Origin of the sequence: Gymnodinialimonas mytili (genome assembly GCF_037544085.1) — a bacterium.
GTDB lineage: Bacteria > Pseudomonadota > Alphaproteobacteria > Rhodobacterales > Rhodobacteraceae > Gymnodinialimonas > Gymnodinialimonas mytili.
Genome location: NZ_JBBIFW010000002.1, coordinates 525639 through 542186, shown reverse-complemented (window position 1 = coordinate 542186; position 16548 = coordinate 525639). Strand labels below are relative to the sequence as shown.

The window sequence follows — 16548 nt, the reverse complement described above, 5'->3', positions numbered from 1 at the left end:
GGGCGCGCGCCCTCGGCTGCGCCTCGGGCGCGGGATCGGTGGTGGCTCTTTGCGCGTGTGACCTTGGGTCGGAGGGGGCGCTGCCCCCGCTGCTGCGCAGCCCCCCGGAGTTTTTCCGCCAAGATGAAGGGGCTTTGGGTTGAGGCCGGGCCAGTTGCGGCGCATATCTGTGCCTATCGAATTTCAAAGAGGATCCTCCATGCGCCTGACCTTCCCCGCCCCCGCCCGTGACGTCGCAGCCGAGGCCGGAGGCGCCCCGTTGGGGGATTTGCCGGAATGGGATCTGAGCGATCTGTATGCGGGCGAGGACGCGGCAGAGCTGAAGCGCGATCTGGATTGGCTGGAAGAGGCGTGCCGCAGCTTTGCGGAGGATTACGAGGGCAAGCTGGCGGATCTGAATGCGGGCGGCCTGCTGGACTGCACCCTGCGCTACGAGAAGATCGAAACCGTGGCGGGACGCATCATGTCCTTTGCGGGACTGCGTTATTACCAGAAGACCACCGATGGGGACCGCGCCAAATTCATGTCCGACATGCAGGATCGGATCACCACCTACACCACGCCGCTGGTGTTCTTCAGCCTGGAATTCAACCGGATCGAAGACGCGCAATATGAGACGCTGATGGCGGGCAACGCGGATCTGGCGCGCTACAAGCCTGTGTTCGACCGGATGCGGGCGATGAAGCCCTATCAACTGTCCGACGAGTTGGAGAAATTCCTGCACGACAAATCGGTTGTCGGATCGAGCGCGTGGAACAAGCTGTTCGACGAACAGATCGCCGGGCTGAGTTTCGAGGTCGATGGCGAGACGATGGGTATCGAGGCCACGCTGAACCTGCTGACCGACCATGACCGCGGCAAACGGGAAGCGGGCGCGCGGGCCTTGGCGGCGAAATTCACCGACACCGCGCCGCTTTTTGCGCGGATCCACAACACGCTGGCCAAGGAGAAAGAGATCTCGGACCGCTGGCGAGGGCTGCCGACGCCGCAGATGGGGCGGCATTTGTCGAACCATGTGGAGCCTGAGGTGGTCGAGGCGCTGCGCAATGCGGTGGTCGCCGCCTATCCGCGCCTATCGCATCGCTATTACAAGCTGAAGGCGAAGTGGCTGGGCCTGGATGTGATGGAGGTGTGGGACCGCAACGCGCCGCTACCGATGGAGGATCAGCGCCTGGTCGGCTGGGATGAGGCGCGGCAGATCGTCAGCGACGCCTATGCGGCCTTTGACCCACGGATGGCCGAACTGGCCGAGCCGTTCTTTACCGATGGCTGGATCGATGCGGGCGTGAAGGAGGGCAAGGCGCCCGGGGCCTTCGCGCATCCGACCGTCACCGATGTGCACCCTTACGTGATGCTCAACTATCTGGGCAAACCGCGCGATGTGATGACGCTGGCCCACGAATTGGGCCATGGCGTGCATCAGCGGCTGGCGGCGTCGCAGGGTGAGATGCTGTCCTCCACCCCCCTGACGCTGGCTGAGACCGCCAGCGTGTTTGGCGAAATGCTGACCTTCCGCCGGATGCTGTCGGAGGCCAAGGATGATGCCGCGCGCAAGGTGATGCTGGCGGGCAAGGTCGAGGACATGATCAACACGGTCGTGCGCCAGATCGCCTTCTACGATTTCGAGTGCAAGCTGCACGAGGCCCGTGGCGAGGGTGAGCTGACCGTCGACGACATCAACGCATTGTGGATGAGTGTACAGGGCGAGAGCCTGGGCGAGGCGTTTACCTTCATGGACGGCTATGAAAGCTTCTGGGCCTATATCCCCCATTTCGTCCATTCCCCCTTCTACGTCTATGCCTATGCGTTCGGCGATGGCCTCGTGAACGCGCTTTATGCCGTCTATGAGGAGGGCGCCGAGGGCTTTGAGGAGAAGTATTTCGAGATGCTGCGCGCGGGCGGGTCCAAGCACCATAAGGAGCTGTTGGCGCCCTTCGGCCTGGATGCCAGCGACCCGGCCTTTTGGGACAAGGGGCTGAGCATGATCGAAGGCTTCATCGACGAATTGGAAGCGATGGGGTGAGCGGGCCGGTCACGCTTCGGCCCCTGTCGCCGGAGGATGCCAACGCTTACCGGGTGATTGATCTGCCTGAGGATCAGCAGGTCTTTGGCGGGCGTCCCGCGGCCGCGTTCGACGATTTGCCCGATTGCATGGACCTGTTTGGGATCGAAGGGGCGGGCCAGCCCGTTGGGTTGTTCCGCATCGACAGGGATTATGAGCGCTACGATTTCGCCGAGCCTGGCGATATGGGGCTGCGCTTTTTCATTGTGGATCATGGGCATCAGGGTCAAGGGATCGCCGCCGCGGCCCTTGCGGCTTTGCCTGATCTGGTGCGGCGGCGCTATCCCGACGCGCGCGCCATGGCGCTGACCGTGAACCTGCGCAATCACGGCGCCTACCGCGTGTATCAGCGGGCCGGGTTCGTGGATACGGGCGCGCACTATCTGGGCGGCGGGGTTGGCCCGCAGCACGTGATGCGGATGCCACTTTGACCGGCCGAGGCGTATCCAAACAGGAGATCCCGATATGAGCGATCGCATTCGCAACATCCGTCCGCAGCTTTTGTCCGACAATTGGGGGCGGCTGACGAAATACACTTATGAGTTCCAGCGCTCGGACGGCACATGGCAGGAACAGGTGCGCGAGGCCTATGATCGGGGTCACGGCGCGGCCTGTCTGCTGCATGACCCAAAGGCCGATACGGTTCTGCTGGTGCGGCAATTCCGGATGCCGATGTATGTGACGGATCAGGACCCGTTCTTGATCGAGGTGCCCGCCGGTCTGCTGGAAGGCGCCGCGCCTGAGCAACGCATGCGCGCAGAACTGATGGAGGAGACGGGCTATGAGGTTGGCGCGCTGACCCATGTGACCGATCTGATCATGTCGCCGGGCTCAGTCACCGAATATCTCGCACTTTATCTGGGCACCTATGACCGAGATAGCGCCAGTGGCGCGGGTGGCGGGCATGAGGATGAAGGCGAGGATATCGAGGTGCTGCATATGCCGCTTGAGGATGCCCTGCGCGGCTTGGTGAATGGCGAACTAAGGGACGCCAAGACCGTTTGCCTCATCCAGCATCTGGCGCTGAAACTGGGCCGTAGCCTGCCCGGTGGCTAGGCGCTGGTGCAGCGCGGCGCCCCGGCATTGACCGTTGCGGGATTGGCCGCGTCACCCCTGGCCCCGGCGGAAGGGGCCGGCATCGCGATCGCGTGGACCCGGCGCGCGCTGAGACTTTGTGCGAGACCGTCTTGGGCCTGTCGACCTTTGCCACCTGCGAGCCGGATCATGCCGGGTCTCCGGCGTTTACAGATTGGCGCTCAGCCGCATGCGCAGGCGCGGCGCTTGGCGGCGGTAATCGTGATAGACGCGATGGGGCCACACGGCTAGGTTGCATCCCCGCCCCTGAATCCAACTGAGATTGAACCTGAAAGACCAATCCAAGGGCGTGTTCAGATTGATCTGATCCGAATTCCTTTGATTTCCGCCTATGATAGTGCGCCGCGGCTGCTGGCCATTACGTTAACAGATTGTTAATATCTTCAGATGTTTTGAGTTTTTTAGTGGATGGACGCATGCGCCCTTTTTTGATTGTGATGACCCTGTTTATTGGGTCGCTTCTGACCTCGCAGGCGGCCCAAGCGGCGCCGCTACACTTCTTTTTCACATCCACCATCGAACGGGCCGAATGGCGCCCGACCAATGATTGCGAAACCAGCTATCTGGCGGGCAATCCGCGCTGCATTGATCCGGTGATCCAGGCCGCGGGCGAAACCGGCACCGGCCATATCATCTATGACACCGAGACCAACAGCGTCATGTCTTGCGACCTTGGGCTGGGCGGCGGGTTCCATGTGTGGTGCCCGACGGCGGATGAATTGCGCCATGACCAGCTCTATCAAATCCGTACCGCCTCTTTCGCTGCCCGGTCCGAGCCCCTGCGCATGCCGAGCGCGCTGAATTTTGAATGGAATACGCAGATCAGTCAAAACATCCAATTCAGCCTGTCGAGCGATGGCGGTTTTTATCGGTTTGAGGATGATGATTACCCATTCTACGCCATCTCGCGTGTGAGTTTCAGCGACGTTCAACTCGCGCCCGTCCCCCTTGGCGGCAGCGGGATCATGATGGCTGGTGTGGTTTTGGGGGCGGGGTTGGTCGCGCGGCGGTCCCGGCGGCCAGCCTCCGTCGCATAATCCATTCACCACAGGACGGATCTGTCACCCGCGCGCATGGATATGACCCAGCCTCGCCTGACCTCCCCGGCGATGATCGCTCTAGGCCCGCTGCGGCGGGAAGATGCACCCGCCTGTGCCCATATCCGTGTGGCCCCAGAGCAAGAGATCTTTAGCGGCACCGTGGCGGAGGCGTTTGTCGAAGATCCGGCGCGGTTTGATCTGCATGGGATTTCCGAGAACGGGGTGACCATTGGGCTGTTTAAGATTGACCGCGCCTATCACTTGGCGATGCCTTGGGCCGGACCCATGGCGATCGGTCTGCGCGCTTTCATGATCGACCACGCCCGCCAAGGGCGCGGTGTGGCGCGCGCGGCAATGCAGCGCCTCGGCCCCTATCTTCGCCAGCAATATCCCGACGCGCAGATCGTCAAGCTGACCGTGGATGCGTGTAACCTTGCCGCGATCCGTTGTTATGCCACAGGCGGGTTTATCGATAGCGGGCGCCGCATCGAAGGCGGGCCTGCCGGGCCGCAACGGATGATGTGGATGGATTTACGCAGCGCATGACGCAACGGCGCGACAGCGGGCTGGTTGGCAGATGTGGAGCGCCCCACTAACCTGCCGGATATCAAACGGGCGGAGACAGGGCGATGCGGACATTGGGTAAATGGTTGGGGCGTCTTCTGGCGCTGATCGTGGTGCTGATCGGCCTGTTTCTGGCCATCGCGCCGGGCGTTCTGGAACGCCAGCGCAACCCTGTGACCGCATCCGAGCCCTGGCCCGTCTCCGATGCTGCAGCCGCGTTACATGCCGATCTGACCATCGGGGATTGGCACGCCGACAGCCTGCTGTGGAACCGCGACCTGACCCAACGCGGGACGCGCGGCCATGTGGATATCCCGCGCCTGGCCGAGGGAAATGTCGCCATCCAGGTTTTCACCGCGGTCACCAAAAGCCCGGCCGGACAGAATTACCACGCCAATTCCGCCGATGCGCGCGACAACATTACACTCCTAGCGATCGGGCAACTTTGGCCGATCCGCACCTGGGGCAGCCTGACCGAGCGCGCGCTTTATCAGGCCGAACGGTTGCATGGCTATGCTGACGCCTCTGATGGCGCCATGCGCGTGGTGACCAGCCGGGCCGAATTGGACGCGGTGCTTGAGGCTCGCACGAACGGGGAATCGGTGATTGCCGGGATACTGGGTATCGAAGGTGGCCACGCCCTGGAAGGCGAGATGGCCAATCTCGACCGGCTGGAGGCGGCGGGATACCGCGTGATCGGGCTGCAGCACTTCTTTGACAACGCGCTGGGCGGCTCTCTGCACGGGATCGATGATGCGGGCCTGACCGAGTTTGGCCGCGCCGTCGTGGCCGAGATCGCGGCCCGCGGTATGGTGCTGGACCTGGCCCATTCGTCGGAAACCGTGGCGCGCCAGGTGACGGCGCTGACCGACATTCCGCTGATCGTCAGCCATACCGGCCTGCGATCGGCCTGCGACGCGCACCGCAATTTCCCCGACGACCTGATGGCGCAGATCGTGGCCAATGGCGCCGAACAGGGCGGCGGTGTGATCGGCATCGGCTATTGGGAGGACGTCACCTGCGATGACAGCCCCGATGGCGTGGCACGCGTGATCATGGCCGCCATCGATGTGCTGGGGGTCGAACATGTGGCGCTCGGGTCGGATTACGACGGCTCGGTTGGTGTTAGTTTCGACGCGTCCGATCTGGCCGCGCTGACCGATGCCCTGCTGCGCGCCGGTGCGAGCGAGGCGCAAATTCGCGCCGTGATGGGCGAGAACATGATCCGTGTCCTGCGCGCCCGCTTGAATTGATCCGTGGCAACGCGGGTGGCTGAGCGGCTTCCGCCTTTTGTCAAAAAGGCGGGGGTCCGAAGACGCGCGCCGCCCTACAATTTGGCGTGCGACCCGTCACAAAGCGGCGCGGTCCCAGTGGCCTTACAGCCGCAGAAAAACACCTTTCCATCCGTCTCGGCGCTGTATTTCATCGGCGCCAGCGCCGTGCCCTTATGGGATCCGTCGCAAAACGGCTGGCTGTCCGAGCGCCCGCAGGTGCACCAGAAATAGGTTTTCCCGGCCTCAACCTCGACCGGAATGGGGCTTTTCTGGGCAATGATCGGCGTGGCGTCGTCGGTGGGTGTGGTCATAGCTGGCTCCTGTGGGCGGGCAGTGAAACGCAGAGCTTAGTCCAAATCCGTCCAGGGCCAAGGCTTCACATCGGAGGCCGCCGTCTGATACCGCGCCGCTTTTGCGATCCAGATGCCCAGATCGGTGCCGAAATCCGCCAATCGGTTATTCGGTGCGCCACTGGAAAAGACCATCACCACAAATTGGATCACCGTCACCAATGTCAGGATCGTGCTGGCAAAGCTCAGCAGTATCGAGATCAGGATCATGTAAAACAACCGCTGGATCAGGCTGTCTTTCTCGGCCACGGGTTGTTCCCCGTTCAACCGGCCGTCCAGATTTGCATCGTCGTTTCGGGCCATCACACGCCCTCCAAGGTATACCTCACCGGGCCGAGCTTACAGGCCTTGCGCCCTGTGGGCCAGCGGCGAGGTTAACCTTCGGCGCCCAGCGCAAGGATTCGATCCAGAATGGCTTGCGTGCCGCGGCTGAATTCCAGCGGACAGGCGAAGGCCGCCCCGTCCAACACACTGGCGGCCATCGCCTCGACCTGCAGGACGTATTGGTCGATATCGGGGAAGGTGATCACTTGCGTGTCGGTGCCGCCCCGGCTGAGCACGATCTGCGCCGGACCTTCGGGGCCGGGATTGAACGGTGCAGGCAAGCGCAGCAGGCCTTCTGTGCCGTGAAACAGCATGTCTTGCGCCTTGGCCGCCCGCATCGAGACATGCAGATCGAACCGGATCTCCCCGCACCGCATTGCCACCCAGGCCGATGTATCGACGCCATGGTCCTGCGTCCAATCCACGGCGTGCACTGCAGGCTCCAGCCCAGTGCCCAGCCGGAATCCGCCAAGCGGATAGACACCGATATCGCGCAGGGCACCCCCGCCCAGATCCGCCGACAAGCGGATATTGGACGGATCCGGCGGCGGAAAGGTGAAGCTGCCGGTCACCCGGTGCAGCCGCCCGATTGCGCCCTCGGCGATCATTTGGCGTGTTCGATGCCATTGCGGATGATGCGCCGGCATCCACCCTTCGGCGATCACCCGGCCCGTTGCCTCGCGCGTCGCGATCAGGCGATCCAAATCTGCGACATCCATCCCAATCGGTTTTTCGCAAAGCACATGTTTGCCCGCCTCGGCGGCCCGGATGCTCCAATCGGTATGCAGGCTGTTGGGCAGCGGGATATAGACGGCGTCGATGTCCGGATCCGCCAAAAGCGCCTCATAGCTGCGCTCGACGATGAGGCCGGGCATCAGCTCGGCAAACGGAATGGCGCGGGAGGGGTCGCGGGTGGCGACCGATTTCAAACGCGTGCGGCGGGCGGCATGGATCGCGGGGGCCATCGTTGTTCGGGCAAAGCCCGCCGCCCCGAGGATCCCCCAAGTCAAGTGATCTGTCATGGCGCCACGTTACCGCGGCAGCGTCTAGGCTGCCAGCGGCGCGATATCGGCTTGGGCGCAAGTCCGCGGACCATGGGCCGCACGCAGCATGGTGTGCAAGATCAGATCGATCGCGTCGCCCCAAGCCGCCTCGGCGGCGGCATCGGCATTGCGGGCAATGTCGCCACTGACCATATCGCTCAGCGCGGCGTGGATCGCCATGTAGCCGCGGGGTGTGAGGCCGACCGAGCGAGCCTTTTGGGCCAGATCGACAAGGGATGTATGTAATCTTTCGGGCTGATCCAGGAGGGAGACGATCCGCGCAAGCTGCGCAACGATCGCGCGGGCCTGTGGCAGATTGTCGGCATCACCGAAACCAGGCAGATCCGGGGCATTCCGCGCCAGGCTGTTGCAAAAGACCAGGCCCGCCAAGTCCGGCCGCGCCGCGATGCGCGCCATGCTCGCGCGGATCATAGAAATATCTGCAAAAGACAGTGCCATAATAAGATCACGCCTTTTTGTGGGATGTCGGCAGGAACAGCCGCGCTTGTGGAAGCTCTGCCATCAATGTGAACAGATCAGGCGCAGGGCGTCGCGCCGGTCGGAAAAAGCGGAAAAGACGGCGATGCATTGGGGCTGATCCAAATAGACTAGAAAATGACTGGATTTATCCTGACCGATCCGTCGGACCGGGCCAATGTCATGAAATCCTTACCCGCGCGCGCCTAGGCCAGCGGCAGGAACAGACGAAACCCGCCACGGCGATGCGGTTTGCGGGAACGGGTAACGAAGGTCCAATAGGCAGATTGCAATTTCATATCAAAACCCCAAAACAGTGTGAGCGAATGATCGATGTCGAAATGGCGCGACGTGGCGTTCACTTTCAAAGACCACGTGTCGACTGGCCAGTGAGGAAATCCCTACCAGTCTAAGGTTAATATTTGCTGAATTGCTGCGTGAAATGAAACGGCCCGCTCCCATTCAGGGCGGGCCGCGATCTGACTGGTTTAGGCGCTGGCCAACATACCTTGCTGACGCGCCATTTCGCGCATCCGCTTTTGCAGCTTTTCGAAGGCGCGCACTTCGATCTGACGAATGCGCTCGCGGCTGACATTGTAAACGCCCGACAGATCTTCGAGCGTCACGGGATTTTCCTGCAGACGGCGTTGGGTGAGGATGTCTTTCTCGCGCTCGTTCAAAACCTCCATCGCCTCTTCCATCAGAGCCATACGGCTTTGGAATTCATCCCGCTCGGCATAATCGGTGGCTTGGTCGGCATCTTCATCCTCCAACCAATCCTGCCATTGGGCAGAGCCTTCATCATCGGACCCGACCGTTGCATTCAGCGAGGCATCCCCGCCCGATAGGCGGCGGTTCATCGAGATCACTTCCTGCTCGGTCACGCCCAGATCATTGGCGATCCGTTCAACATTTTCGGGGCGCAAATCACCCTCTTCCAAAGCGCCGATGCGGGCCTTGGCCTTGCGCAGATTGAAAAACAGCTTCTTCTGCGCAGACGTCGTGCCCAGTTTCACCATCGACCAGGATCGCAGGACATATTCCTGGATCGCGGCGCGGATCCACCACATCGCATAGGTCGCCAGGCGGAAGCCCTTCTCGGGGTCGAACTTTTTGACCGCCTGCATCAGGCCCACATTCGCCTCGGAAATCACCTCGGCCTGGGGCAAGCCATAGCCGCGATAGCCCATGGCGATCTTGGCGGCGAGCCGCAGATGCGAGGTCACCATCTTATGGGCGGCATCGGTATCTTCCTGCTCGACCCAGCGTTTGGCGAGCATGTATTCTTCTTCCGGCTCCAGCATCGGAAATTTGCGGATTTCCTGTAGATACCGGTTCAAGCCGCCTTCAGGCGACGGGGCGGGAAGATTTGCATAATTGGCCATGACGGGTCCCCCTGTGTGAGGCCGGGCACATGAATTTGACCCGGTGTGGAAGGAATGTAAATTCGATTAACTTAATTTCAAGAGGTCTTCTTCAATTGACGCGTTCCGTTATGCACTTTGCGCATGCGAACAGCAAGTCGCCAGGTCGCACGATCACGTGCAATTGTGCACAAGTTATTAACGGTCGCCCAACGCGGACATCAGAGTGCGCAGGTCATCGGGCAAAGGGGCCTCGAACCGCATCTGCGCATCGCTGACCGGATGCAGAAACCCCAGTGTCGCGGCGTGGAGCGCCTGGCGGGGAAACGCGTTCAGCGCTGCGCTGCCGGTGATCTTCTCGGCCACTTTCCGGCGCCCGCCATAGGTTTGGTCGCCGATCAGCGCGTGGCCCACATGGGCCATATGCACGCGGATCTGGTGCGTGCGGCCGGTTTCCAGGCGGCAGGTCACCAGACCGACCGTGCCAAAAGCCTGTTCCACCCGCACGCGCGTGACGGCGTGGCGCCCGCCGGAAAACACCACTGCCTGACGCTGCCTGTCGGTGCGGTGGCGCGTCAATTGGGTGGTGATCTTCAGCACCTGGCCCTCGAAACTGACGCCCCGCAGGCCCCGCAAACGCGGATCGGCGGGGTCGGGCACGCCGTGACAGAGGGCCATATAGGCGCGTTCCATCGAATGGTCGGCAAATTGCGCCGCAAGGCCATGATGGGCGCGGTCGGATTTCGCCACCACCAGCAAGCCCGATGTGTCCTTGTCGATCCGATGCACGATGCCAGGGCGTTTTTCGCCGCCCACCCCCGACAGCTTTCCGCCAAAATGGTGCAACAAAGCGTTGACCAGCGTGCCCGACGGCGAGCCCGGCGCGGGATGCACCACCATCCCTGCCGGTTTGTTCACCACGATCAGATCGTCATCCTCGAACAGAATATCGAGCGGGATCGCCTCGGGCTGTGTTTCCACCTCAACCGCGTCTTCAACGGTGATGGCAATTTCGTCGCCTTCGACAACTTTGGCCTTCGGATCGGTCACCGCGGCGCCGTTCACCGCAACCGCCCCCGCGGGGATCAGTTTCGCCAGGCGCGAGCGGCTGATCGCCTCGGCCTCTGGCACGGCGCGCGCGACTGCCTTATCAAGACGCGGCTCCGGGTTGGGGCCAATGGTAACCGAAACGATACGTGTGGAGCCGGACATGGCCGATAAGACCCCCGATGATGGTGGCGATGCCCCCTTGCCCGCAAATTTGCGGTTTCTAAAGGGCCTGGTGACGGTTTTGACCACGGTGATGATCCTGGGCGTCATAACCATCGTGTTGCTGCTTGTCATGCGGCTGAATGACGATGCCCGGCCAATTCTTGTGCATCCCGAGATTTTCGGGATCCCCGCAGGGGTCGGCACGGTCGGCTATAGCGTGATCGACGGCTATACGGTGCTGGTCGGTGATGACGGCATAATCCGCGTGTTCGCGTCGGACACTTTGGAACAAGTCGGCGAATTGGACACCAACGCCCTGCCCGCCGAGTAAGAATATGAGGGATGGTACCAGCGCCCCGGCTCGAACGGGGGACCTCCTGATCCACAATCAGGCGCTCTAACCAACTGAGCTACGCCGGCACAATGCACGGGATAGCGCCGCGATTTCACGATTGCAAGGGGCGCTTTGGGTCCAAATCGTAAGTGGTGACCTCAAGACGGTTGCCATCGGGATCGGCGAAATAAATCGAGTGCGACGGGCCGTGATCGACAACATCCGCAGGTGTGACAGGCGGTCCGTCTGTCTTGGATAGCTGAAGGTCCGGTAGCCGCGCAAGAAAACCTGCAAACGCGGCGCCGTCCATACGGAAAGCGATTGTCGTATCGCGGGATGGCGGCGCACAGCCGCGCGCAAAAAGCGACAGGGCGGGTTGCCCATCGCCCGCCTGCAAGATCAATGGACCCATCGGATCGTCGGCCCAGACGGCCAAGTCTGGATCGCGCCGCAACCCCAGAACCCTGCGATACCAATCCGCGGCGCGGTCACGATCCGCAACTTCGATATGGACGTGGTCAATGCGCTCGACGGACATCATCTCTCCTCCGATTGGGACAGATCAAGCCGCCATTCCTGTTCGACCATATCCACGCCGAAGGAATGAACCGGGCGGGAGGCGGTGCAGCGAAAGCCGGTCGCTTTGTAGAGCGCGCAGGCCGCGCGGTGGCTTTCATGGGTCCATAATGTGAGTTCGCGGAACCCTTGGGCACGCGCATGGTCAACACAAAGATGCAAAAGCTGTCGACCCAGCCCGTGTCCCCGCGCCGCAGGCACCAGCAAAAACATCCGCAATTTGGCCACCCCTGGCGAGCCGCCCTTAACGCAGAAGATCGAGCCCAAACGCTGATCCCCGCGCCACGCGATCCAGGCGCGTTCGACAGGAGCCTGCCGATGCTCGATGAAATCGGCCAATATGCGGGCCACCAAGGCCTCGAACGTGGCATCGAAGCCATCGGAGGCGGCGTAAAGCTCGGCATGTTGGGCGATCAACCAACCGGCATCGCCGATGGCCAAATCGCGAAAGGTGATGTCTTCGTCCCGATCCCTTGCCATCGCCCGTCTCTCTGCGCTACCCGATGGCTGGCAGTTCACCGGAGGTCCGCATGGGGATCAACAACGAAAATGATATGTCCGCCGATCTGCAGATCGGCCCCACCAATCTGGGCATGGTCCGGATCTATATTGCCGGGGACGGGATCGATCTTCCGATGGATTTCGATCCCGAGGAGGCCGAGGACATCGCCGATGAATTGCGTGCCGCCGCCGCCGCCGCGCGCAAAGTCGCGAAGCGCTGACATCAAACCGCGCTAAAACGCGATCAGCTGATCCTTATCGCGTTCCAGATGCAGCCGCATGGCGGCGTGACGCGCGAATTTCTGGGTCACGGATTTGCGGCGCGGACCCGACAGCTTGGTTTCCGGGCCAAACCGCAGGATCTCGGCATCGTAGCCATCGGCAATGATCAGACCAGTCTCCGGCGGCAGCAAGTCGGTCGGAAATGCCTCATCAACGGCCCAGAAATAGCGATCACCCCATTCCAGATAGCCTTCCCATTTCAGATCCGAGGTGAAATCGGCGCGGGAGGATTTGCATTCGATCACCCAAAGCTCGCCCTTCGGGCCAAGCGCCATAACATCCAACCGCTTGCCGCGTTCTGGCGTAAACTCTTCCAATGTCGCAAAATCGTGGGACCGCAGGTGGCGACACACCCCCCTTGCCAGGACCTGCCCCGGCATCAGATCGTTCACACTCATCTCCATGGGCACAGCATGGAACATAAACGGAACATTGGCAATGCTGGATGACTCGCCCCGGGTACCGGACCCGGCGCTGTTGCGACTTTGGGGGCTGCACCAGGACGGATGCGTCCCGGTGGCAACCACCCAAGCGGCGCGGATCTGGAAGGTGACGGATGCGGAAGGGCAGCCCTTCGCGTTGAAAACATGGAAGCCCGGAATTCCCGGCGCCAGTGAGGCCGCAGCGCCGCGCATGTTGCGGGCCTGGAATGGCCGCGGCGCCGTCCGTGTGGTGGCGGAACACGGCCCGTCATCGCTGATGGACTGGTTGCCGGGGGGCAGCGCAGGCGATCTGACGCGGGCCGGACAGGATGGCGACGGCGTGCTGGCGGCGGCACTGGCCGCTTTGCCGCGGGTCGATTGGATCGATGTGGCGCCCATGCCGGACCTGCGGACCACCTGCCGCGCCCTGCTGAGCCTGCGCCAACGGGCCGTGCCAAAGCGCCGGGATCAGGCAGCCCTGCGCCAGGCCCAAACCCTGTGTCGCCAATTGCTCGACAGCCCGGCTCCGCGACGCGTGCTGCATGGCGATCTCCATCACGACAATATTCTGAACGGGCCGAATGGCTGGCGCGTGATTGATCCGAACCCGACAATCGGCGATCCAGCTTATGAATTCGGCAATGTGTTTCGCAATCCAGATGGCGGTCCGGCGTTGTGCAACCCGGGGTTGATCAAGCGCCGCGCCGCTTTGGGCGCGCGTGCCCTGTCGGTGCCGGTGGCACGGATCCTGGCCTGGGGCGCGGTCAGAACCGCCCTGTCCATCGCTTGGTCAGTACAGGATCGCGGCCAGGCCCCCGCCGAGGATCTGCGGATTTTACATGCCCTTCTGAGGGCCACCCCCTTGCCGGTTCGGGGTCAGCCCCCTAGTTAGGCTGTTGGCGGGGCTCTGCCCCTCGCGTGCCTGTGGCAAAATTCCGGTGGCCTTAAGCAATTCCGAGGGAGCTGGCTCTGGCCAGACCGTGGTTTGGTTACCTGGCGCCCACCTGTATATACAGGTCCTCGGGAATGAACGCCTCCACGGTTGCGGTGGTCCCCGTCGCTTAACGGTCCGGTCTGTGAATCGGCACCGGCACGGTCGCATGCTGCGGCGCGTTCGGGCGATTCCCCCGGTCGCCCTCATCGGCATCATCATCGGCAAGCATCATGATGCGGATGCCCATCTGGGCCGAGCCAAACGTGATCGTGCAAAACACCCAAAGCAGGGCTGTCGCCAGCACACCCTCTTGCGTGTGCGTGACCAGATGCCAAAGGTTTGCGACATTCGCGTAGAGCAGCATGGCCACGAAGGCCGCCGCCAGAACCGCGCCGAACGCGGCGTGGCGCAACAGAAATTTGATATGATTGGGCATCGCATCCTCCATCGGTTGCATGGTCAAAGGATAGCGGGCGCATCTGGCGCGTAAAGGGCCAATTGCGGGCCCGATGGGGCGCACCGCTTGGGTCGGCGGCCTTAAGCCGCTACATAGATCCGGTCGCGCCACAAAAGGACACGCGCCCATGACGGACCCAACCCCACGCCACATCAATACCCACGGCTTGGCCCATGCCCGCGAATTGCAGGGCCATCTCAGTTGGTTAGACAGCTTTTCCGGGGCCGCCCTGGCAGTGTTGGCCACGGCATCGGGGATCTATACCTATCTGGGGGTCTCATCCCTGTTGGACGATACCGGCGCGCTGAGCTTCTTTGCGGCGGCGGCGTATTCGATTGCGGTATCAGTCGGCATTTTCGTGTTTTGGTCGTATCTGATGCGCCTGTTGCCCGCGATGCGGACAGCCGCGGCGAAGCTGAAATTGATGGGCGCCATGGCGCTGGGATCGCTGGCCATCATCGCTATGTCGTCGTGGTTGAACGCCGCCGCCTTGGCCGGAGCTGCGGCGGTCGAACAGCACTTGGCGCGCACGGTGCAGGATTATCAAGCCGCCCTGGAACAGGCCCATGACACGGCGGTCAGCGCCCAGGCGTTGGAGAGGGATGTAACCCGGGTGCGGCAGAGCTTCGAGGATTTATCCGAGCAAGAGGCGGCTGGCGATCTGTCGGGGCTGGCCGGGCGCGGCGCGGTGTTCCGGGTGTTGCGCCAAAAGGCCGAGGAATTGACCGCGCTGGAAACGCAGATCCAGGCGCAAGCTCCGCTGATCGAGGCGGCCTTCGATGAGGGCAACGCGATCCTCAGCCGGATGCGCGCGCTGATCGTGGAACCCGGCGCGGTGGAGGCGCGCTCGGTCGCATTTTCGGAAGATGCGGTGCGGCTGGCGGGATTGGTCAGCACCTTGCGGCAATTGTCGGTGGCCCCCCTTGTCGACCGCGCGGCCGAGGATCTGTCGGCCTCGGTCGTGTTGCCCGAGTTGGACGCCAATGGCGTGGCCGGGCAAGAGGCGCAGCAATCCACCATCGCCTCGGTCTTGCAGGTCTTGGCGTTGCGGGCGGAATCGCTGGAAGAGGCGTCGGAACAGGTGCTCGCGCGCCCAGTCCCACCCGAAGTGACCTATACGCCGATCTCATCGGCGGATGCGGTGATCCTCTATGCCGAGAATTTTGTGCCGTCCTGGGCCGGGGCCATTGCCATCGACCTGCTGCCTGCGGTGCTGGTCTTGATCCTGATGGTGACCCAGGGCGCGATCCGCGCCGGGCGCGGCGACGTACCGCCGGAGGACACGCTGACCCTGGCCGAATTGCGCGCGGCACTTGCGGCGATGCGCGACATCGAGGGGTTTGATCCGACCGGCGCGCACCCGGTGCGTCAGGATCCGGGCGAGAATGTGCGCCCCCTGCCCGCCGCGCAGCCCCGCAGTCATGAGTGACACGGCGCCAGAGACACGCGGCCTGACGGCGCGCCGCGCAATCCTGGGCATCCTTGGATTGCAAATCGTGCTGGCCTTGATCCTGGCCGGATCGGATCTGGTCTCGGCCCTGCCACGGCTGGTGTCGGGGCCGCAATCCCCGGCCCTGGATGCGCCGGTTGCGCCGGGGGATCAGGTGCGCCGGTATCGGCCATCGGACCTGCCCGCGCAGATCCGAACCGCAGATCCAAGCCGTCAGACGCAGTTGCCCGATCCGGGCGACATGCCAAGCCGCTTGCGGTTCGCCTTGGAAGGCGACGCGGCGATCCTGACCGGGCAGATCGCGCCCGGAGATTTCGAGCGCTTCGCAGAATGGTTGTCGACGGCGCCGGAGGTGACACAGGCGCGCTTGCATTCGCCCGGCGGGTCGGTTCGCGATGCTTTGGCAATTGGCGCCGCCCTCCGCGAGGCCGAGATGGGGACGTTTCTGGAAACCGGCGATATCTGTCTGTCGGCCTGCCCCTATATCCTGGCCGGAGGCGTGACGCGGATCGTGGCGGAGGATGCGATGGTCGGCGTGCATCAGCATTACTTCGGAGAGAACACAGCGCTTCCGGCGTTTCTGGCGATCGAGGATATTCAACGCGGTCAGGGCGACGTGATGGCCCATCTCGATGCGATGGGCGTGGATGTGCGCCTAATGCGGCCTGCGCTCGCCACCCCGCCGGATGCGATTTACGTCCTGCTGCCCGAGGAATTGCGCGACTATCGGTTGATCACGCCACCGGAAGAGTAGCGGTTTGCCGCCCCCGGCCTTCGCGTGTGAGAT

The 16548-nt window shown here is 62.7% G+C and carries 21 protein-coding genes and 1 tRNA gene; 11 read left to right on the top strand and 11 right to left on the bottom strand.

Annotated features, from left to right (window positions below; all coding sequences use genetic code 11):
* Positions 1 to 199 precede the first annotated feature (199 nt).
* The 6 genes from V8J82_RS12150 to V8J82_RS12125 all read left to right on the top strand — a co-directional run bounded on the left by V8J82_RS12150 (position 200) and on the right by V8J82_RS12125 (position 6014).
* Entirely contained in the window at positions 200 to 2023 is a 1824-nt protein-coding gene (locus tag V8J82_RS12150; RefSeq protein ID WP_339975609.1) for a M3 family oligoendopeptidase, read from the top strand.
* The gene (locus tag V8J82_RS12145) at positions 2020 to 2493 is read left to right on the top strand and encodes a GNAT family N-acetyltransferase (protein ID WP_339975608.1); all 474 of its coding nucleotides are present in this window, start codon (positions 2020 to 2022) and stop codon (positions 2491 to 2493) included. Before V8J82_RS12150 ends, V8J82_RS12145 begins: the two co-directional genes overlap by 4 nt.
* Positions 2494 to 2527: 34 nt before the next feature.
* Positions 2528 to 3118, top strand: a complete 591-nt coding sequence (locus V8J82_RS12140; protein WP_339975607.1) for an NUDIX domain-containing protein — start codon at positions 2528 to 2530, stop codon at positions 3116 to 3118.
* 455 nt (positions 3119 to 3573) lie between these two features.
* Entirely contained in the window at positions 3574 to 4194 is a 621-nt protein-coding gene (locus V8J82_RS12135; RefSeq protein WP_339975606.1) for a hypothetical protein, read from the top strand.
* A gap of 42 nt (positions 4195 to 4236) precedes the next feature.
* Positions 4237 to 4743 (top strand): GNAT family N-acetyltransferase, encoded by a 507-nt coding sequence (locus tag V8J82_RS12130; protein WP_339975605.1) that lies wholly within the window; start codon positions 4237 to 4239, stop codon positions 4741 to 4743.
* A gap of 83 nt (positions 4744 to 4826) precedes the next feature.
* Positions 4827 to 6014 carry a dipeptidase gene (locus V8J82_RS12125; protein ID WP_339975604.1) on the top strand — a complete coding sequence of 396 codons (1188 nt, stop codon included), beginning with the start codon at positions 4827 to 4829 and terminating at the stop codon, positions 6012 to 6014.
* A gap of 74 nt (positions 6015 to 6088) precedes the next feature.
* On the opposite strand, the gene V8J82_RS12120 is transcribed toward V8J82_RS12125, so the two are convergent.
* The 6 genes from V8J82_RS12120 to V8J82_RS12095 form a co-directional block, all read right to left on the bottom strand.
* Entirely contained in the window at positions 6089 to 6346 is a 258-nt protein-coding gene (locus V8J82_RS12120) for a CDGSH iron-sulfur domain-containing protein (RefSeq protein ID WP_339975603.1), read from the bottom strand.
* 36 nt (positions 6347 to 6382) lie between these two features.
* Positions 6383 to 6688 (bottom strand): DUF4389 domain-containing protein, encoded by a 306-nt coding sequence (locus V8J82_RS12115; protein WP_339975602.1) that lies wholly within the window; start codon positions 6686 to 6688, stop codon positions 6383 to 6385.
* A gap of 71 nt (positions 6689 to 6759) precedes the next feature.
* Positions 6760 to 7731 carry a Gfo/Idh/MocA family protein gene (locus V8J82_RS12110; RefSeq protein ID WP_339975601.1) on the bottom strand — a complete coding sequence of 324 codons (972 nt, stop codon included), beginning with the start codon at positions 7729 to 7731 and terminating at the stop codon, positions 6760 to 6762.
* A 24-nt stretch (positions 7732 to 7755) separates the two neighbouring features.
* Complete coding sequence (locus tag V8J82_RS12105; RefSeq protein ID WP_339975600.1) at positions 7756 to 8184, bottom strand: globin domain-containing protein; 429 nt, start codon at positions 8182 to 8184, stop codon at positions 7756 to 7758.
* Between the two features lie 533 nt (positions 8185 to 8717).
* Positions 8718 to 9614: an RNA polymerase sigma factor RpoH gene (gene rpoH, locus V8J82_RS12100; RefSeq protein WP_339975599.1), complete on the bottom strand. Its 897-nt coding sequence runs from the start codon at positions 9612 to 9614 to the stop codon at positions 8718 to 8720.
* A 177-nt stretch (positions 9615 to 9791) separates the two neighbouring features.
* On the bottom strand, positions 9792 to 10805 hold the full coding sequence (locus tag V8J82_RS12095; RefSeq protein WP_339975598.1) for an RluA family pseudouridine synthase: 1014 nt from the start codon (positions 10803 to 10805) through the stop codon (positions 9792 to 9794).
* Here V8J82_RS12095 and V8J82_RS12090 point away from each other — a divergent pair.
* Positions 10804 to 11136 carry a DUF6476 family protein gene (locus tag V8J82_RS12090; RefSeq protein ID WP_339975597.1) on the top strand — a complete coding sequence of 111 codons (333 nt, stop codon included), beginning with the start codon at positions 10804 to 10806 and terminating at the stop codon, positions 11134 to 11136. The genes V8J82_RS12095 and V8J82_RS12090 overlap by 2 nt on opposite strands.
* 12 nt (positions 11137 to 11148) lie before the next feature.
* On the opposite strand, the gene V8J82_RS12085 is transcribed toward V8J82_RS12090, so the two are convergent.
* The 3 genes from V8J82_RS12085 to V8J82_RS12075 form a co-directional block, all read right to left on the bottom strand.
* Positions 11149 to 11225, bottom strand: a tRNA-His gene (locus V8J82_RS12085).
* A gap of 26 nt (positions 11226 to 11251) precedes the next feature.
* Positions 11252 to 11677: a VOC family protein gene (locus V8J82_RS12080; protein WP_339975596.1), complete on the bottom strand. Its 426-nt coding sequence runs from the start codon at positions 11675 to 11677 to the stop codon at positions 11252 to 11254.
* Positions 11677 to 12195: a GNAT family N-acetyltransferase gene (locus tag V8J82_RS12075; protein ID WP_339975595.1), complete on the bottom strand. Its 519-nt coding sequence runs from the start codon at positions 12193 to 12195 to the stop codon at positions 11677 to 11679. The genes V8J82_RS12080 and V8J82_RS12075 overlap by 1 nt, the downstream gene beginning before the upstream one ends.
* A gap of 50 nt (positions 12196 to 12245) precedes the next feature.
* Between V8J82_RS12075 and V8J82_RS12070 the strand changes: the two genes are divergently transcribed.
* Positions 12246 to 12437: a DUF6324 family protein gene (locus V8J82_RS12070; protein ID WP_339976037.1), complete on the top strand. Its 192-nt coding sequence runs from the start codon at positions 12246 to 12248 to the stop codon at positions 12435 to 12437.
* Positions 12438 to 12449: 12 nt separating this feature from the next.
* Here the strand turns inward: V8J82_RS12070 and V8J82_RS12065 are convergent, their stop codons facing one another.
* Entirely contained in the window at positions 12450 to 12902 is a 453-nt protein-coding gene (locus tag V8J82_RS12065; RefSeq protein WP_339975594.1) for an MmcB family DNA repair protein, read from the bottom strand.
* A 34-nt stretch (positions 12903 to 12936) separates the two neighbouring features.
* On the opposite strand from V8J82_RS12065, the gene V8J82_RS12060 reads away from it, so the two are divergent.
* Entirely contained in the window at positions 12937 to 13812 is an 876-nt protein-coding gene (locus V8J82_RS12060) for an aminoglycoside phosphotransferase family protein (protein WP_339975593.1), read from the top strand.
* A 169-nt stretch (positions 13813 to 13981) separates the two neighbouring features.
* Here V8J82_RS12060 and V8J82_RS12055 read toward each other — a convergent pair whose 3' ends face one another.
* Positions 13982 to 14290, bottom strand: a complete 309-nt coding sequence (locus tag V8J82_RS12055) for a hypothetical protein (protein WP_339975592.1) — start codon at positions 14288 to 14290, stop codon at positions 13982 to 13984.
* Positions 14291 to 14438: 148 nt separating this feature from the next.
* On the opposite strand from V8J82_RS12055, the gene V8J82_RS12050 reads away from it, so the two are divergent.
* Together V8J82_RS12050 and V8J82_RS12045 are read left to right on the top strand one after the other, a co-directional pair.
* Positions 14439 to 15740 carry an AAA family ATPase gene (locus V8J82_RS12050; RefSeq protein WP_339975591.1) on the top strand — a complete coding sequence of 434 codons (1302 nt, stop codon included), beginning with the start codon at positions 14439 to 14441 and terminating at the stop codon, positions 15738 to 15740.
* Positions 15733 to 16515: a COG3904 family protein gene (locus V8J82_RS12045; protein ID WP_339975590.1), complete on the top strand. Its 783-nt coding sequence runs from the start codon at positions 15733 to 15735 to the stop codon at positions 16513 to 16515. The genes V8J82_RS12050 and V8J82_RS12045 overlap by 8 nt, the downstream gene beginning before the upstream one ends.
* Positions 16516 to 16548: the final 33 nt, after the last annotated feature.

What these genes read in the sequence shown, in the direction of transcription:
- V8J82_RS12120 (WP_339975603.1), bottom strand. Translation starts at nt 6,346, where the DNA reads ATGACCACACCCACCGACGACGCCACGCCGATCATTGCCCAGAAAAGC.
- V8J82_RS12055 (WP_339975592.1), bottom strand. Translation starts at nt 14,290, where the DNA reads ATGCCCAATCATATCAAATTTCTGTTGCGCCACGCCGCGTTCGGCGCG.
- V8J82_RS12115 (WP_339975602.1), bottom strand. Translation starts at nt 6,688, where the DNA reads ATGGCCCGAAACGACGATGCAAATCTGGACGGCCGGTTGAACGGGGAA.
- V8J82_RS12060 (WP_339975593.1), top strand. Translation starts at nt 12,937, where the DNA reads ATGCTGGATGACTCGCCCCGGGTACCGGACCCGGCGCTGTTGCGACTT.
- V8J82_RS12110 (WP_339975601.1), bottom strand. Translation starts at nt 7,731, where the DNA reads ATGACAGATCACTTGACTTGGGGGATCCTCGGGGCGGCGGGCTTTGCC.
- V8J82_RS12050 (WP_339975591.1), top strand. Translation starts at nt 14,439, where the DNA reads ATGACGGACCCAACCCCACGCCACATCAATACCCACGGCTTGGCCCAT.
- V8J82_RS12045 (WP_339975590.1), top strand. Translation starts at nt 15,733, where the DNA reads ATGAGTGACACGGCGCCAGAGACACGCGGCCTGACGGCGCGCCGCGCA.
- rpoH (WP_339975599.1), bottom strand. Translation starts at nt 9,614, where the DNA reads ATGGCCAATTATGCAAATCTTCCCGCCCCGTCGCCTGAAGGCGGCTTG.
- V8J82_RS12080 (WP_339975596.1), bottom strand. Translation starts at nt 11,677, where the DNA reads ATGTCCGTCGAGCGCATTGACCACGTCCATATCGAAGTTGCGGATCGT.
- V8J82_RS12065 (WP_339975594.1), bottom strand. Translation starts at nt 12,902, where the DNA reads ATGGAGATGAGTGTGAACGATCTGATGCCGGGGCAGGTCCTGGCAAGG.
- V8J82_RS12135 (WP_339975606.1), top strand. Translation starts at nt 3,574, where the DNA reads ATGCGCCCTTTTTTGATTGTGATGACCCTGTTTATTGGGTCGCTTCTG.
- V8J82_RS12150 (WP_339975609.1), top strand. Translation starts at nt 200, where the DNA reads ATGCGCCTGACCTTCCCCGCCCCCGCCCGTGACGTCGCAGCCGAGGCC.
- V8J82_RS12070 (WP_339976037.1), top strand. Translation starts at nt 12,246, where the DNA reads ATGGGGATCAACAACGAAAATGATATGTCCGCCGATCTGCAGATCGGC.
- V8J82_RS12075 (WP_339975595.1), bottom strand. Translation starts at nt 12,195, where the DNA reads ATGGCAAGGGATCGGGACGAAGACATCACCTTTCGCGATTTGGCCATC.
- V8J82_RS12095 (WP_339975598.1), bottom strand. Translation starts at nt 10,805, where the DNA reads ATGTCCGGCTCCACACGTATCGTTTCGGTTACCATTGGCCCCAACCCG.
- V8J82_RS12090 (WP_339975597.1), top strand. Translation starts at nt 10,804, where the DNA reads ATGGCCGATAAGACCCCCGATGATGGTGGCGATGCCCCCTTGCCCGCA.
- V8J82_RS12130 (WP_339975605.1), top strand. Translation starts at nt 4,237, where the DNA reads ATGACCCAGCCTCGCCTGACCTCCCCGGCGATGATCGCTCTAGGCCCG.
- V8J82_RS12125 (WP_339975604.1), top strand. Translation starts at nt 4,827, where the DNA reads ATGCGGACATTGGGTAAATGGTTGGGGCGTCTTCTGGCGCTGATCGTG.
- V8J82_RS12140 (WP_339975607.1), top strand. Translation starts at nt 2,528, where the DNA reads ATGAGCGATCGCATTCGCAACATCCGTCCGCAGCTTTTGTCCGACAAT.
- V8J82_RS12105 (WP_339975600.1), bottom strand. Translation starts at nt 8,184, where the DNA reads ATGATCCGCGCGAGCATGGCGCGCATCGCGGCGCGGCCGGACTTGGCG.